Source organism: Marinobacter changyiensis (assembly GCF_009193265.1).
In the GTDB taxonomy this organism is placed as follows: domain Bacteria; phylum Pseudomonadota; class Gammaproteobacteria; order Pseudomonadales; family Oleiphilaceae; genus Marinobacter; species Marinobacter changyiensis.
Genome location: NZ_VZZZ01000002.1, coordinates 403,438 through 417,452, shown reverse-complemented (window position 1 = coordinate 417,452; position 14,015 = coordinate 403,438). Strand labels below are relative to the sequence as shown.

The following is a 14,015-nucleotide window of genomic DNA, read 5'->3' as shown; positions in this document are numbered from 1 at the left end:
GTTTACTCCTGAAAGACCAGACCGGCGAACTTTTTGGAATCGAAGGCATCGACAGACCCCGCGATTTCATCGCTGGTAACCTCACCAAAGGGAACACCGAATACAATCTGATCTGCAAACCGTTCCAGAATCCGGGCCTCGGTGCTTTCCAGGAACGGCGGTGCGTTAATCACAATGCAGCGATCCGGGTAGCGTGTCTTGAGTTCCGTCATTAAATCGCGCATACGCACTGCAGAAAAGAGTTCCACAGCAGACGATACCTGTGTTCCTGCAGGTATCACGGTTAGCCGGTCTACGCCGCTAGGGTAAAGGATGTCCCTGATCTTGAGCGAAGAGTCAGAAACGAAATCCGTAACTCCCGCATTCATGGGGCTGGAGACCAGTTTCGCCAGCGCCTGATCGTAGGGATCACAATCCACAAGCAACGCCGAAGTGTGGGAATCCAGGGCAAACGCAGCGGCCAGATTAAAGGCTGTCAGTACTGAGTTTTCCCTGCTGCCGAGGCTGCTGAAAAGAACTGACACGTTAGCGCCATCCTCGCGGCTCCTCAGCTGGATTCTCAGCTCCCGGTAAGCATCCATTACTTCCTTGTCGGGCATCCCTGCGTAGATAATCTTGCGTTCACGAAGCTGCTCGCGGCTCCATGGATTCGGATTGCCAATAAGGGAGAGAGAGACAGAGGAGTCATAGACTGAGGGCGGATGCTCGCCATCGCCCTCATCAACGCGTACCCAGTTGGGCTCCAGGCGATCCGAGCCGGCGTAGGGCCCTTCCTTGCGGAAGTTTTCTTCAGGCCTCGCCTCGCCTTTGTGATGGTCGGGGCGTCGCTGCTCTTGCTGGCTTTTGAGAAGTGCATTGTAAAGCTTGTTATCAGTCATCAACTGCGCCCCGCCCCTGTCAATCCCATGATTTCATTAATCAGGCTTTCAGGAGACATGCCCGTGACGCTAACAAAAAGCAAAGCCAGATAACCGATCAGATAGACAGTCAGCAGAAACAACAGAAAAAGCACGTCCTTCCTGAGAAGACGATCTTTCCAGGCGCTTCGGTAGTGCGGGATGGTTGTGAGAATGGAGATCTTGGGCAATGCCAATTGCAGCGCTCTGGGAGAGCGAACTCGCTGATCCAGCATGACCAGCAATGTCAGAAGCCCCAATACGGCAGCGCTGCCGAAGAAGGGTCCGGCGATACCCACTTCATGAAGCTGCAATCCATCCCATTTGTTGGGGTATGACGCTGGCTCCTGAATCTTGTAGCTTACCCCCTCACCCTGAATGTCAAGAGTCATTGACAATCTGGCTTTTTCGCGACGCTGGAGCATGTCTTCATAGACACCGCGTATGACGTCATAGTCCCGGATCAACTCGGATAATTCAGCCTGATTTTCAGCAACACGCTCGGACCGTTCAAAGGCTTCCCCCAGTAACCGTTCCAGGGAAACCAGACGATTTCTCTGAACCGCAAGACGGGTCGTACTATCCGCAAGCTGAATTTTAAGATTCTCGTAGACCGGGTTGTCCATAACCTCGGTAATCTGCCCCTCCCGAGACCCGTCATCCTGATTGGAAACCTGATATTTGAGATCTTCAATCTGGCGCTTCATGCCAACCACGTCCGGATGTTTCTCGTGGTATCTTAGAAGCAGCGAATCCAGTTCCTGGTAGGCCGTTGCCAGCCGCCGTTCGGCGGAAGACTTGCCGGGATCAATGGTGATGCGGTGGACAGGCTGTTCCGTCTCCAACTGCTGTCTGGTCAGTTGTACTTCCGATTCGGTTTGCTGAATCTCCAGCTTCAGGTTTTCAATATCCTGTCGAAGGCTTTCAATCCGTGACAGCACGTTGCCTTCTGTACCGTCCTGATTGTTGGCCTTGAACTCTTTCAATTTCTCTTCTGCTTCTTCAAGCTGCCGCTGGTACGATTTTACTTGAGAATCAATAAACTGGAACGCACCCTGGCTCTCGGCACGCTTTTTCCCAACCGTTCTTTCTAAAAACCTGTCGAGAACGGTACTCAATACCAGGAACGACTCATCGGGATTTTCACTGGTATACCTCAGTTCGAGGAAATTACCGTTGGTGACCCGCATTCGAACTCGTTGACGCAGCGCGTTGATAACACCGTTCTGCTGCTGGTCAGCTTCGCCGCCTGTCAAAAGTTCCGCATCCAGGGCCACCTGCTCGAGAAACGATCGGCTTTGAAGCATTTCGCGGGCTTCATTGACACGGTCAATCTGGGTAACTTCGGCCTGCCCTCTGAGAAGTGGCTGCAGAATGTTGGACTGATCCGCGTAAAGCACCGCCTCGGACGTGTACTGTTTTGGCATGACATAGCCAAATGCCAGCACGCCAGAGGTAACCAGCATAAACACGACAACAGCAGCAACCCGCTTGCGGTAGAGCTCGAGCTTGATCGCTCGTAAAATATTCAGAATGAGCTTGATGTCCATTCAAATTACCCTCTGAATAACTCTCTTTTCTGGGTACGCTAGAATCCACAATACGAAAGAATGCGAGGCGAAGCAGTATCACGACCATTGTCGCCAGTACTCCAACCACCAGATACGGGATATCAAGGCTTTGTGTCGTTATGTAATACAGCTTTACATTACTTTACGTAAAAATTGAATCACCGCAAATTTTTGTCGAAATTATGGCAACAATCCCTATGCAATTGGTGACGGTCGTTAGGGTATTTCCGGCTCGTGCCGCCCCCATACTCAGTCAAAACTCCGAATGGTAATCTTCTTCGGAAATTACCATTAAATATAGTCTATGCGCCGGGACTTTCAATTCTCCTGCCATTTGGAGATCGGAAGGGCTTGTAGTCATCAGCGGGGAAATCGGTTCCTGCAAAATGACTCTGCTAGGGGAAACAGCGAGACTGGTGATGAACCACCAACTCGCATCCACGCAGGCGTTCTGGCTGAGGCACCTGCACCACGTTTTTACATTGGGTCAGACGCTGAGTCGTTATGCCCAGGAAAAAAATTGTGCTTTGGTTTTATAGGCTGCAGCCATAAAGAAATCCGGATGGCCACGGGCTCAGCAACTTTGCACTCGTGGTAACATTGCGCCCCATCATTGCCCCAGACGATTGAGGATTTATGCCAAAAGCCAGTGGTAGCGCATCGGACAGTGTTCTATCCAAGCACACGCCCATGATGCAGCAATACCTGAAGATCAAGGGCCAGCATCCCGATGAGCTGGTATTTTACCGGATGGGTGATTTCTACGAACTGTTCTACGAGGATGCCAAAAAAGCGGCTGAATTGATGGATATCACGCTGACGGCTCGCGGACAGTCCGGTGGTAATCCGATCCCGATGGCTGGCATTCCCTACCATGCGGCTGAAAACTACATTGCCCGGCTGGTTCGGGCCGGTCAATCTATTGCCATTTGTGAGCAGATTGGCGATCCGGCCACCTCGAAAGGACCCGTTGACCGGCAGGTCGTGCGTATTGTTACCCCCGGCACCCTGAGCGATGACGCGTTCCTGGAGGACAAACGGGACAACTTGCTGGTGGCGATCTTCAACCAGTATGAGCAGTTCGGGTTCGCCTCCCTGGACATTTCCAGCGGTCGTTTTGCGGTCTCTGAACTGGATAGCCTGGAAGCCCTGCAGGGTGAATTGCAGCGGCTGCGCCCGGCGGAGATCCTGATCAGCGAAGATTTCCCCTTCGAAGATATCCTCCAGGGTTTCACCGGCATTCGCCGCCAGGGGCCCTGGTTATTTGAGATGGACAGCGCCCACCGTGCGATTACCCAACAACTCCAGGTTCGGGATCTGACGGGGTTTGGCTGTGAAGGTCTTCGCCTGGGCATCCCCGCCGCTGGCTGCCTGCTGCAATATGCCCGCGAAACCCAGCGCACGGCCCTGCCCCATATCCGAAAACTCAGCCGGGAGCGGCGGGAAGAAGCCGTGATTCTCGATGCCACCAGCCGGCGTAACCTGGAAATCGACACTAACCTTATGGGCGGCACCCAACATACCCTGTCCTGGGTGATGGATCGCACGGCTACCTCCATGGGGGGGCGGCATTTGCGGCGCTGGCTCAACCGGCCATTGCGCAACGTGGATGAGGTCAAACAACGTCAACAGGCCGTATCGGCGCTGCTCGACGGCTTTCATTACGAGCCCGTACACGACCTGCTCAAATCCGTTGGCGATATCGAGCGGGTGCTGGCGCGTGTAGCCCTGCGGTCGGCGCGGCCCCGGGATATGGCGCGGCTGCGTGATGCCTTTGCCACCCTGCCCGGCTTACAAATGACTCTTCGGCCAGTCAACTCCCATCACATCGAGAAACTGGCCACCATCATCACTGAATACCCGGAGCTGGCCGACCTCCTGGCGCGCGCCATCATCGATAACCCGCCGGTGGTTATCCGTGAAGGTGGAGTGATACGGGAAGGCTTTGATGAAGAACTGGATGAGCTTCGCAACATCAGCGAAAACGCGGGGCAATATCTGCTGGACGTGGAAACCCGGGAACGGGCGCGAACCGGCATCAGCACCCTGAAAGTCGGTTACAACCGGGTGCATGGCTATTATATTGAAATCAGCAGGGCGCAATCGGATCAGGCCCCGGTGGATTACATCCGGCGCCAGACCCTGAAAAATGCCGAGCGGTTTATTACACCGGAGCTCAAAACCTTTGAAGACAAGGCACTAAGCGCTAAAAGCCGGGCCCTGGCGAGAGAAAAAGGCCTGTATGAAGAAGTGCTTGAGACCCTCGCAGGCCAGCTTGCCCCCCTGCAGGACAGCGCGCAGGCGCTGGCGGAGCTTGATGTGCTCAGCAACTTCGCTGAACGGGCAACCTCCCTGCGTTTCTGTGCGCCGGAGTTTACCGAGTCACCGGGCTTTGACATCGAAGAGGGCCGCCATCCGGTGGTCGAACAGCTGCTTGACGAGCCCTTCGTGCCGAATGACCTTCTGATTGACGATACCCGGCGGATGCTGGTTATCACCGGCCCGAACATGGGCGGTAAGTCCACCTACATGCGCCAGGCGGCCCTGATCGCCCTGCTCGCCTACACCGGCAGCTTCGTGCCGGCAAACCGGGCGCGGCTGGGGCCGGTAGACCGGATCTTCACCCGCATGGGCTCGTCGGACGATATTGCCGGTGGGCGCTCAACGTTCATGGTGGAAATGACTGAAACCGCCAACATCCTGCATAACGCCACCGAGCATAGCCTGGTGCTGATGGACGAAGTCGGCCGCGGCACCAGTACGTTTGACGGTTTATCGCTGGCCTGGGCCACCGCTGAGCACCTGGCGAAGACCACCCGCTGTTACACCCTGTTCGCCACCCACTATTTCGAGCTGACTCAACTGGCCGATGAGCTGGAGCATGCGGTCAATGTTCACCTGACGGCAACCGAGCACGATGACAGCATTGTCTTCCTTCATAATGTGCATGACGGCCCCGCCAGCCAGAGCTACGGTCTCCAGGTAGCCAAGCTTGCTGGCGTGCCTCAGAGCGTCATCAGCAATGCAAAACACCAGCTCAGCCAGCTTGAGGGCAGCGCTGCCCCGAAAGCCCAGCTTGCCACTCAGAAAGTTGCGCCAGAACCGGTGCTGCAGGCGGATATGTTCGCCAGCCTGGAGCCCAGTGTTGTTGAAAAGGCCCTGGCGGCCCTGGAGCTGGATGAACTGAGTCCGCGAGAGGCGCTAAACTGTCTATACGAACTGAAGGCGAGACTCTGAGAGCGTTACAAGCGCACGCAGTAGGCAGCGCTGAAGATGGGGAATAAACATATAGCCCGCAAGCGCTTGCGGCAAAGCGGGCTGCTCCCTACAATATCGTCCATTCCCAATACGTTCAGAAAAAGAGCAGGACAGCGACCGCGCGCCGAAAACGGCCAAAGCGGACCCATGCCCTGCCTGCTGATGAGACAGACCACAAGACCAGGAACCTGTTTATGGCCTTTATCGTTACTGATAACTGCATCAAGTGTAAATACACGGATTGCGTTGAAGTGTGCCCGGTGGACTGCTTCTACGAAGGCCCGAACTTTCTGGTCATCGATCCGGACGAGTGTATTGACTGCGCTTTGTGTGAGCCGGAATGCCCTGCCGAAGCCATCTTCTCGGAAGACGAGCTGCCTGCGGACCAGCTTCAGTTCGTCGAACTGAACGCCGACCTTGCAGGCAAGTGGCCCAATATCACCGAGAAGAAAGATCCGTTGCCAGACGCCGAAGAGTGGGATGGCAAGCCCGGCAAGATCCAGTACCTGGAAAAGTAACTGTGTAGGAGCGGTTTCAACCGCGAAGCCCCGGCGCAAGCCGGGGCCATCAAGCCAGTCAGAAATATCAGCAAAGATTCGCGGTTGAAACCGCTCCTACACTAATCCCCTCAAGGCTGAGTGACCGCCAACCTGGCACCAAACCCCACAAAAACACCCCCTGTCACGCCATGAAGTACCCGCTTCAAATGCTGGCTGACGACCACTTTGTGGGACTTGACGACCACCAGCGCCAAGCCGCATTGCCATAACATCGCCAGCAAAAAATGGATCGACGCCAGGCCAATGGACTGCGCGAAGGCGGGCCCCTGGGGATCGATAAACTGGGGTAAAAACGCCATATAAAAGAGCGCTGTTTTGGGATTGAGAACGTTGGAGAATACGCCCTCACGCAAGGACCGACCTATGCGGACACTCTGCACTGGCCCGGCACTCTCGACTACTGACGGCTGGCCTGGCTTGATCGCCTGGCGCAGACTCGTGAGCCCCAGCCAGATCAGGTAGCCGGCACCTGCCCATTTCAGCACGGAAAATGCCCAGGCAGTCTGAACCAGAATTAGGGAAATACCGACAGCCGACAACGTGGCATGCACGAACAGGCCACAGCAAATGCCGGCACTGCTGACCACCCCATCCCGTAGGCCACCACGGGCAGTATTACGAACCACCAACAGGGTGTCTACACCCGGCGTGACCGTCAATAACGCCACCGCCAGGACATAGGCCCATAACAATTCCGAAGCTGGCATGCACCCTCTCCAAAGAAGCCGCAGGAGGCGATATCCACTCGCGGCTATTAAAGCCCTCCGTGGCTCAGTCGGTTAACGAATTAGCCCGTCGGGACAACTAGGACTGGAGAATTTTCTTCACCGCCGCAGACCGGTAAAACGGGGTCAGGCGACGACGTAGCAAGGCCTCAAGATAACCTTCCTTTCGCAAAACGTCCATCAGGGGCAGCAGCAATGCATCGGATTCAGCGAGGATCACCGCTCGGTCCACCCCGACATCCGAGAGCAGAGTATTAAAAGGCTGATCGCCGTACTTTTCGAACAAGTGTTCCACTACCGCAAGGCAGCAGCCCTCAAAATAGTCGGTTTGACGGAAGTTCAACCAGAATTCGTAACCCAGCACGACAAATTCCTGCAGCTGAATTTCACCCAGGCCTTGTCGCAGGTCACCGATTGTCCTGTTCTCCAGGGACATCCAGGCGGCCATGACACTGTCATGCACCTCCTCATCGCTGAGCGCTTTGTGCAGGAACTCTTCACTTCGCATGATCAGCCCCGGCAGGCTATCAGACAACCAGGCCTTGATCCGGCGCTCAAAGGTCTCATCCAGCCCCGGCACCGCCCGATTTGCAATGCGCTTACCGAACTTCATCATCGACCCGACGCCCGGCACTTTTTTGGTGATCACGTTGTCTTCATAGAGATAGTTGATCAGCCCGTGATACACCACATTGGAAACCAGTTCCTGATAGACCGGGTGCGCCATGAGCTCACTGATCACCCGCTCACGATGCTCCCTCAGCTCCAGAATTTCCTCCAGAAACGCCGTTGCCTGGTCACGGCTCAAAATGTCCTTCAGCTCGGTGGTGGACTGCACGGGCGCCTTCATCACCTCGGCGGCCATCTCCCCAGCCAGTTCCGGAATGCCACCATCCAGTTCCATGTTCATGACAACGCGTCGGATCACCCCCATCACCTGCTCCTGGGAACAGATTCTGCTGAGAGGCACCGCATCGCCCATGGCCAGCAGCTCGTCGAGCTCCCGTTTCACAAATTTCTGCAGTTTGGCGCCTTTGAGTGCTGCCAACTCATGTTTGACATGCTGCTCAAGTAGCGCGGAGGAAATATCGGTCTGACTCATATATCTGGTTCCTGCCGGAAAATGGAAGTGGCGTTATAGTCCCTGTCCAGCTCTGCCAGGGTGTCCGCCAGCAATGCGCGATTGTCCTGCTGCCAGGGATGAAAATCCTTGCGGAAATAAGCCAGGAACTCGGGCAGGCAACTGCGAAGAATGCCAGGTTTGCCCCATAAAAAATTAATGCCCCCCAGCCAGGTTCGGAGGCTCCAGAGCTTGCCCTCCGTTTTCAGCAGACTGCAGGTGTTCAGGAAGGTGTACTTGAAAAAGTTATAAGTCACAAACAGGAAAACAACACGACGCAGCCGGTCGTCACCGACACACTCCCGATAGACGTCAAACGCTACAGACTTGTGCTCGGTTTCCTCAATGGCATGCCAGCGCCACAGCTTTTTCATCGTCGGTGTCGCACCTTCCATCCACTCCGGGTACCGGAGAATCGCGTTTGCCAACACAGCCGTATAATGCTCAGCACCACAAGTACCTGCAAGCCGTCGGCTGGGTGAGAGTCTGGTCACCCACTTCATGTGTCTTCGAAACCGCTCGTCAATGGCGTGGATATCGTAGCTGCGGGCTTTCAGTGCCTCGTTATAGCTCTTGTGCTCTCGGCTGTGCAGCGCTTCCTGGCCAATGAAGCCACGGATTTCCTGGCTCAGCTTCGGGTCGTCGATACGGTCCCGGTAAAGTCGTACGGCATCAATGAAATGCTGTTCGCCATCCGGAAACTGCAGGGAGAGTGCATTGAAAAAGGCCGTTCGGAATGCGTCGTTGCCATGCCAAAGGGTTTTCAGCTCCTCTGTTACGTCAAAACTGACATGCCGGGGCGATACGGACACCCCCTGCGGGGTTGAACTGATCGACATAACGGTTTCCTGATTATTTTGGTTATGACACGCAGCGCTTCGATCAAATTAAAGCAGTCGCTTCATTTTATACCCTAAACCTTGATATCAGGCCAATAGTTACCGGCTCTTTTTTGTTACCGTAAATGACGCATTTCAGGCCAGTGATTTTTCACTCGGTTAGGTGCATGATAGATACAACCTGAAGAGAGGAGAATGATCTTTGCTCCACAATCTGTCGTTGATTCCACTCGCCCCCTTTCTGATATTTCAGGGCAGACGTGTAAAAGCAAAAACACCGAGATTGGCCGAAGCCAGTGGCGCCCGAAGCGGTACTGTCGGTGAAGGCCCGCTGCTGAACCTGCTGATTCTGGGAGATTCGGCAGCGGCAGGGGTTGGTGTTGATTCGCAAAATGATGCGTTATCAGGACAGTTGGCAGGCTTGCTGGCTAGCAGAATGACGGTGAACTGGACATTGCAGGCTCATACCGGGCTCAAGGTAGTGGATTTTCTGCCACCGGCTGAACGCCTGCCCAAGCTGCAAGCGGAAGTGATTGTGGTGTCCCTGGGCGTCAACGATGTGACTGGCAGAACCTCTGTCCGGCGGTGGACCCGCCAGGTCAACGAATTACTGGATACCTTGCAGCGACGCTATCGCCCCAAACAGGTTCTGTTCTCGGCGGTACCGCCGATGGATCGTTTCCCGGCGCTGCCCGAACCCTTGCGCTGGTACCTCGGTGAGCGGGCAAGGCAGCTCAATATTCAGCTTGAACGCACCCTCGCGGACCGGCCCGGCACCCGGTTGGTACAAGTGGAGTTTGAACAAGGCCACGCCACATTGGCCAGTGACGGGTTCCACCCCGGCAAAGCCGGTTACTCAGCCTGGGCCAGAACCCTTGCTGATATGATTGAAGTGGGCTGACGCTCATCTCATCCGGCCGGCGTTACCTTCCGTCAGCGACCTGTTGCGTTAGCGCTCCCAAGCGCTGAATGGCCTTCTCGATACGCTCACTCCAGGGATTGGCTCCATTCAGTCGCAAATAATCTTCATATTTGTCCGTCGTGGAGAACATCCGGCCGGGCGCAGTGTGGATGCCCTCTTCCCGGGCCAGACGGTACACCTCATAGCCTGAGGTTTTATCCGGCAACTGCAACCAGAGGACAAACCCGCCCATCGGTTTACTGACCGCCGTGCCCTCGGGAAATTCGCGGCCTATTGCACTTCGCATGCGATCAGTGGCTTCCCGGTAACGCTGGCGGGCGGTGCGAAGATATCGGTCGTAGCCGCCCTGCTCAAGAAAATGTCCGACCGCCAGTTGCGGCAATGAGGCTGTGGCCAGGTTGGAAAACACCTTTTGCTGGCTGGCACCGGCCATGTAACGACCGGGGATCATCCAGCCCAGCCGGAGACCCGGGGAAATGGTCTTCGAGAACGAGCTGCAGTAAATCACGTTACCGGTCTGATCGAATGCCTTGGCCGGTCTGGGCCGCTCACCTTCGTAAGGCAGATCCCCATAGATGTCGTCTTCGATCAGCGGCACGCCCGCCGCATCCATCATGTTCACCAGACGGCGCTTGTTGTCATCCGTCAGCCTCACCCCGACCGGGTTGCTGTGGTTTGGCACCACAATGCAGGCCTTGATGGGCCATTGCTCCAGCGCCAGCTGCAACCCCTCCAGACTGATCCCCTCCGATGGATGGGTCGGAATTTCGATTACCCGCAACCCGACAACTTCCAGCGCATGCAGAATGCCGGGAAACGACGGAGATTCTACCGCCACAATATCACCGGGCTGGGTGACGGCCCGCAGCGCCAGAATAATGGCCTCCTGGGCCCCGTTGGTGGCAAGAATATCCTCCGGTGTAACCACGACCCCAAGGGCCGTCATGCGTTGTGCCAGCTGTCGCAGGTAGGAGGGTTTACCGGGGAACGCATAATCGAGAGTTTCATAGCCCTGGCGGGCCGCCCAGATCGTGGCCTGCTGAATCTGACGTAGCGGCAGGAAGTCCGGATGAGGTACTGCAGCGCCCAGTGGCACCATGCGCTTCTGGGTTTCGGAACACAGCGCCAGCGTCATGTCCCGGGCCGTTACCGGTGCCGGGCGCACCTTCGGCTTTGGCATATCCGGTACCGGAACATCCCGGCGCGGCAGGTGAACAAAGTAGCCACTACGCTCCCGCGCGACCAGATACCCCCGGGCCTCCAGAGTCTGATGAGCCTGCAAAACCGTCGAAATACTGACCCCGAATTGACGACTCAGAACCCGAACCCCGGGCAGGCGTTCACCGTCACGATATACACCTTCGTGAATCAAGGTCTGAAGCTGATCTGCAACGCGATTATATAGAATTCCCATGACTCTATCCTGCCAGACCGGTGAACAATTACAGCAGTACAGTTTGCTTACTGATTGAGCAGCACAGATTCATTCTAGACCTTCCTGTACCGGTGCAAAAGCAGCCTCTCTGAATCTGTTATGGTTTTGAGCCTGAGCGCAGAATGGCATCACAGTTCCCCGACAAAGGAGTCGGTGCCATGAACGCCCAATGCCTGTTTCATTGGCAGCCAACCAACGGCCGCCCCCAAGCCCAACGCAAGGATGTACTTGTTGTTGGAGAAAGCTTTACCAAACCGCTCAGTCCCGAAAAAGCTCTCCAGAAGCTGGAAAACCTGGGGTTCACTATAGAGCAGCCCGCGCCCGGTCGCTGGGTACTGTCGAAAATCGGTATGCCCCTTCGCATTTATCTCTACGGAGGCGCCGAATTGTCCGCCTTCGCGAATGATCGCGCCCTGGCCTATGCTTGTGGCTTTAACCGTTCCGACAGCCACCAACGCACTTTGGAGCAAATTCATGACACGCCTTGCCCTTTACCAGGTTGATGCCTTTACTGACCGTGTTTTTGGCGGTAACCCGGCTGCCGTGGTGCCTCTCACAGCCTGGCTGGATGACGCACTCATGCAGTCGATTGCGGTAGAAAACAACCTCTCCGAAACCGCCTTTTTGGTGCCGGGTGCCGAGGGCGCGGACCATGATTTTCATATTCGCTGGTTTACGCCCGGCGGTGAGGTGCCACTTTGCGGGCACGCCACGCTGGCCTCTGCCTGGGTTTTATTTAACAAGCTCGACTGGCCGACGGATACCCTGGGTTTCCATTCCAGAAGCGGGCCACTGGGGGTCACCCGCAAAGAGAACGGCTGGCTTGAGCTGGACTTTCCCAATCTGGCCTTCGACACCGTCGATACCCCCGATCTGCTCAGGCAAAGCCTGGGCAACACGCCCGCAACGGAGTTCTTCGTGCCCAGTGACACCAACTACATGCTGGTTCTGGACAGCGAGGCAGACGTAAGAGACGCTAACCCGGATATGCGGGCGCTCAAAACCCTGGGTAACCAGGGATTGATCATCACCGCACCGGGCCAGGACTGCGACTTTGTCAGCCGCTATTTTGCGCCCGGCATGGGCATTGATGAAGACCCGGTCACCGGCTCCATCCACAGTGTTCTTACCCCTTACTGGAGTGAACGACTGGGCAAATCGGAACTGATCGCACATCAGGTCTCCGCCAGGGGCGGCATCCTGAAATGTGAGCTTCGCGGCGATCGGGTTGGCATTGCCGGGCAGGCAGCGTTTTACATGAAAGGCTTTATCCAGGTGCCTTGATTGGGCCGACGGACAGGATGCAATACAGGGTTCAGAGACGCAGCGCCCCTGAGCCCGTATAATTCCCGGCACCCATTCAGCAAGCCCGGACTACTATGTCTTCCAGCTACGACGTCATCATCATAGGCGCAGGGGCCGCCGGTCTCATGTGCGCGGCCACTGCCGGGTACCGGGGGCGGCGCGTGCTGGTGCTGGACCACGCCAACAAGCCTGGCAAGAAAATCCTCATGTCCGGCGGCGGGCGGTGTAACTTCACCAACCTCAACAGCTCGCCTGCCAATTTCCTCTCGAGTAATCCCCACTTCTGCATTTCGGCTCTCAAGCGCTATACCCCCCAGCACTTTCTGGACCTGGTTGAGCGCCATGGTATCGAGCATGAAGAAAAAGCCGCGGGTCAACTGTTCTGCCGGGACAGCAGCAAGGACATTCTCGAGATGCTGATGACTGAGTGTGACTGGGCAGGCGCCGAAGTCCGGATGGAGACCGCTGTGCAGTCAATCGCGGACAGCGGTGAGGGTTACACCCTGCAGACCAGCGCGGGCAAACTCACCTGCGAATCTCTCGTAGTGGCCTGTGGCGGCTTGTCGATCCCGACCATGGGGGCCACCGGATTGGGTTATGAGATCGCCCGCCAGTTCGGGCTTGAAGTATTACCGACCCGCGCAGGACTGGTGCCCTTTACCCTGCACCCGGACCTCAAGTCCCGCCTGGCCCCGATATCCGGTGTCAGTTGCCCGGTAGACGTACACTGCAACAACGAGCATTTCCGGGAGCCGATGCTGGTCACCCACCGTGGTCTCAGTGGCCCCGCGATGTTGCAGATATCGAGTTTCTGGAGTCCCGGAGCTGAACTGACCGTGGACTTGCTACCGGGGCTGGACGCCAGCCAGGATCTGATCAACCTGCGGGCCGGCAAGCCCCAGTCCACCGTCGCCCACTATCTGATGCAAACCCTGCCCAAACGCTTCGCCCAGGCCTTCAACGATCTCAACGGCTGGCAGGGAGCCCTGCAACATCTCAAGAACAGCGATATTGAAGCCATCGCAAATACCCTCAATCACTGGAAAGTCAAACCGGCTGGCACCGAAGGCTATCGCACTGCCGAAGTCACCCTCGGCGGCGTAGACACCCGTCAACTCTCCTCAAAAACTATGGCGGTCAACGATCGTCCCAACCTCTTCTTCATAGGCGAAGTTGTCGATGTCACCGGGCACCTGGGTGGGCATAATTTCCAATGGGCATGGGCCTCGGGGGTTGCGGCTGGGGGAGCGGTTTGAGACTTAACCCGACGTAATCCAGATTCGAACCAAAGCTGCTCCTCAGCAAGCGCGCACAAAAACACAATAACTTACAAAAAAACGTCCAACCGCCTGTATCCCCTGCCATCATCTCTTTCTAAACTGCC

The 14,015-nt window shown here is 56.2% G+C and carries 12 protein-coding genes; 5 read left to right on the top strand and 7 right to left on the bottom strand.

What is annotated here, in order from left to right:
• Positions 1-2: 2 nt before the first annotated feature.
• Both F6Y09_RS07700 and F6Y09_RS07695 read right to left on the bottom strand, forming a co-directional pair.
• Positions 3-878, bottom strand: coding sequence for a P-loop NTPase family protein (locus tag F6Y09_RS07700; RefSeq protein WP_152206332.1), 876 nt, complete (start codon positions 876-878; stop codon positions 3-5).
• Positions 878-2,446 (bottom strand): XrtA system polysaccharide chain length determinant, encoded by a 1,569-nt coding sequence (locus tag F6Y09_RS07695; RefSeq protein WP_152206331.1) that lies wholly within the window; start codon positions 2,444-2,446, stop codon positions 878-880. The genes F6Y09_RS07700 and F6Y09_RS07695 overlap by 1 nt, the downstream gene beginning before the upstream one ends.
• A 657-nt stretch (positions 2,447-3,103) precedes the next feature.
• Here F6Y09_RS07695 and mutS point away from each other — a divergent pair.
• Positions 3,104-5,704, top strand: coding sequence for a DNA mismatch repair protein MutS (gene mutS / locus F6Y09_RS07690; protein WP_152206330.1), 2,601 nt, complete (start codon positions 3,104-3,106; stop codon positions 5,702-5,704).
• 215 nt (positions 5,705-5,919) lie between these two features.
• A complete protein-coding gene (gene fdxA / locus F6Y09_RS07685) occupies positions 5,920-6,243 on the top strand; it encodes a ferredoxin FdxA (RefSeq protein ID WP_152206329.1) in 324 nt (107 codons plus the stop codon).
• Between the two features lie 110 nt (positions 6,244-6,353).
• Here fdxA and F6Y09_RS07680 read toward each other — a convergent pair whose 3' ends face one another.
• From F6Y09_RS07680 to F6Y09_RS07670, 3 genes are all read right to left on the bottom strand, one after another.
• Positions 6,354-6,992, bottom strand: coding sequence for a LysE family translocator (locus F6Y09_RS07680; RefSeq protein ID WP_152206328.1), 639 nt, complete (start codon positions 6,990-6,992; stop codon positions 6,354-6,356).
• A gap of 97 nt (positions 6,993-7,089) precedes the next feature.
• A complete protein-coding gene (locus F6Y09_RS07675) occupies positions 7,090-8,112 on the bottom strand; it encodes a hypothetical protein (protein ID WP_152206327.1) in 1,023 nt (340 codons plus the stop codon).
• Positions 8,109-8,969: a metal-dependent hydrolase gene (locus F6Y09_RS07670; RefSeq protein ID WP_152206326.1), complete on the bottom strand. Its 861-nt coding sequence runs from the start codon at positions 8,967-8,969 to the stop codon at positions 8,109-8,111. Before F6Y09_RS07670 ends, F6Y09_RS07675 begins: the two co-directional genes overlap by 4 nt.
• A gap of 202 nt (positions 8,970-9,171) precedes the next feature.
• Here F6Y09_RS07670 and F6Y09_RS07665 point away from each other — a divergent pair, with 202 nt between their 5' ends.
• Positions 9,172-9,870 (top strand): SGNH/GDSL hydrolase family protein, encoded by a 699-nt coding sequence (locus F6Y09_RS07665; RefSeq protein WP_152206325.1) that lies wholly within the window; start codon positions 9,172-9,174, stop codon positions 9,868-9,870.
• Between the two features lie 22 nt (positions 9,871-9,892).
• Here the strand turns inward: F6Y09_RS07665 and F6Y09_RS07660 are convergent, their stop codons facing one another.
• Together F6Y09_RS07660 and F6Y09_RS07655 are read right to left on the bottom strand one after the other, a co-directional pair.
• Complete coding sequence (locus tag F6Y09_RS07660; RefSeq protein WP_152206324.1) at positions 9,893-11,305, bottom strand: aminotransferase-like domain-containing protein; 1,413 nt, start codon at positions 11,303-11,305, stop codon at positions 9,893-9,895.
• A 149-nt stretch (positions 11,306-11,454) separates the two neighbouring features.
• Positions 11,455-11,802, bottom strand: a complete 348-nt coding sequence (locus tag F6Y09_RS07655) for a hypothetical protein (protein ID WP_152206323.1) — start codon at positions 11,800-11,802, stop codon at positions 11,455-11,457.
• Between F6Y09_RS07655 and F6Y09_RS07650 the strand changes: the two genes are divergently transcribed.
• Positions 11,801-12,610, top strand: a complete 810-nt coding sequence (locus F6Y09_RS07650) for a PhzF family phenazine biosynthesis protein (RefSeq protein ID WP_152206322.1) — start codon at positions 11,801-11,803, stop codon at positions 12,608-12,610. The genes F6Y09_RS07655 and F6Y09_RS07650 overlap by 2 nt on opposite strands.
• Positions 12,611-12,705: 95 nt before the next feature.
• Entirely contained in the window at positions 12,706-13,887 is a 1,182-nt protein-coding gene (locus F6Y09_RS07645) for a BaiN/RdsA family NAD(P)/FAD-dependent oxidoreductase (RefSeq protein WP_152206321.1), read from the top strand.
• Positions 13,888-14,015 lie beyond the last annotated feature (128 nt).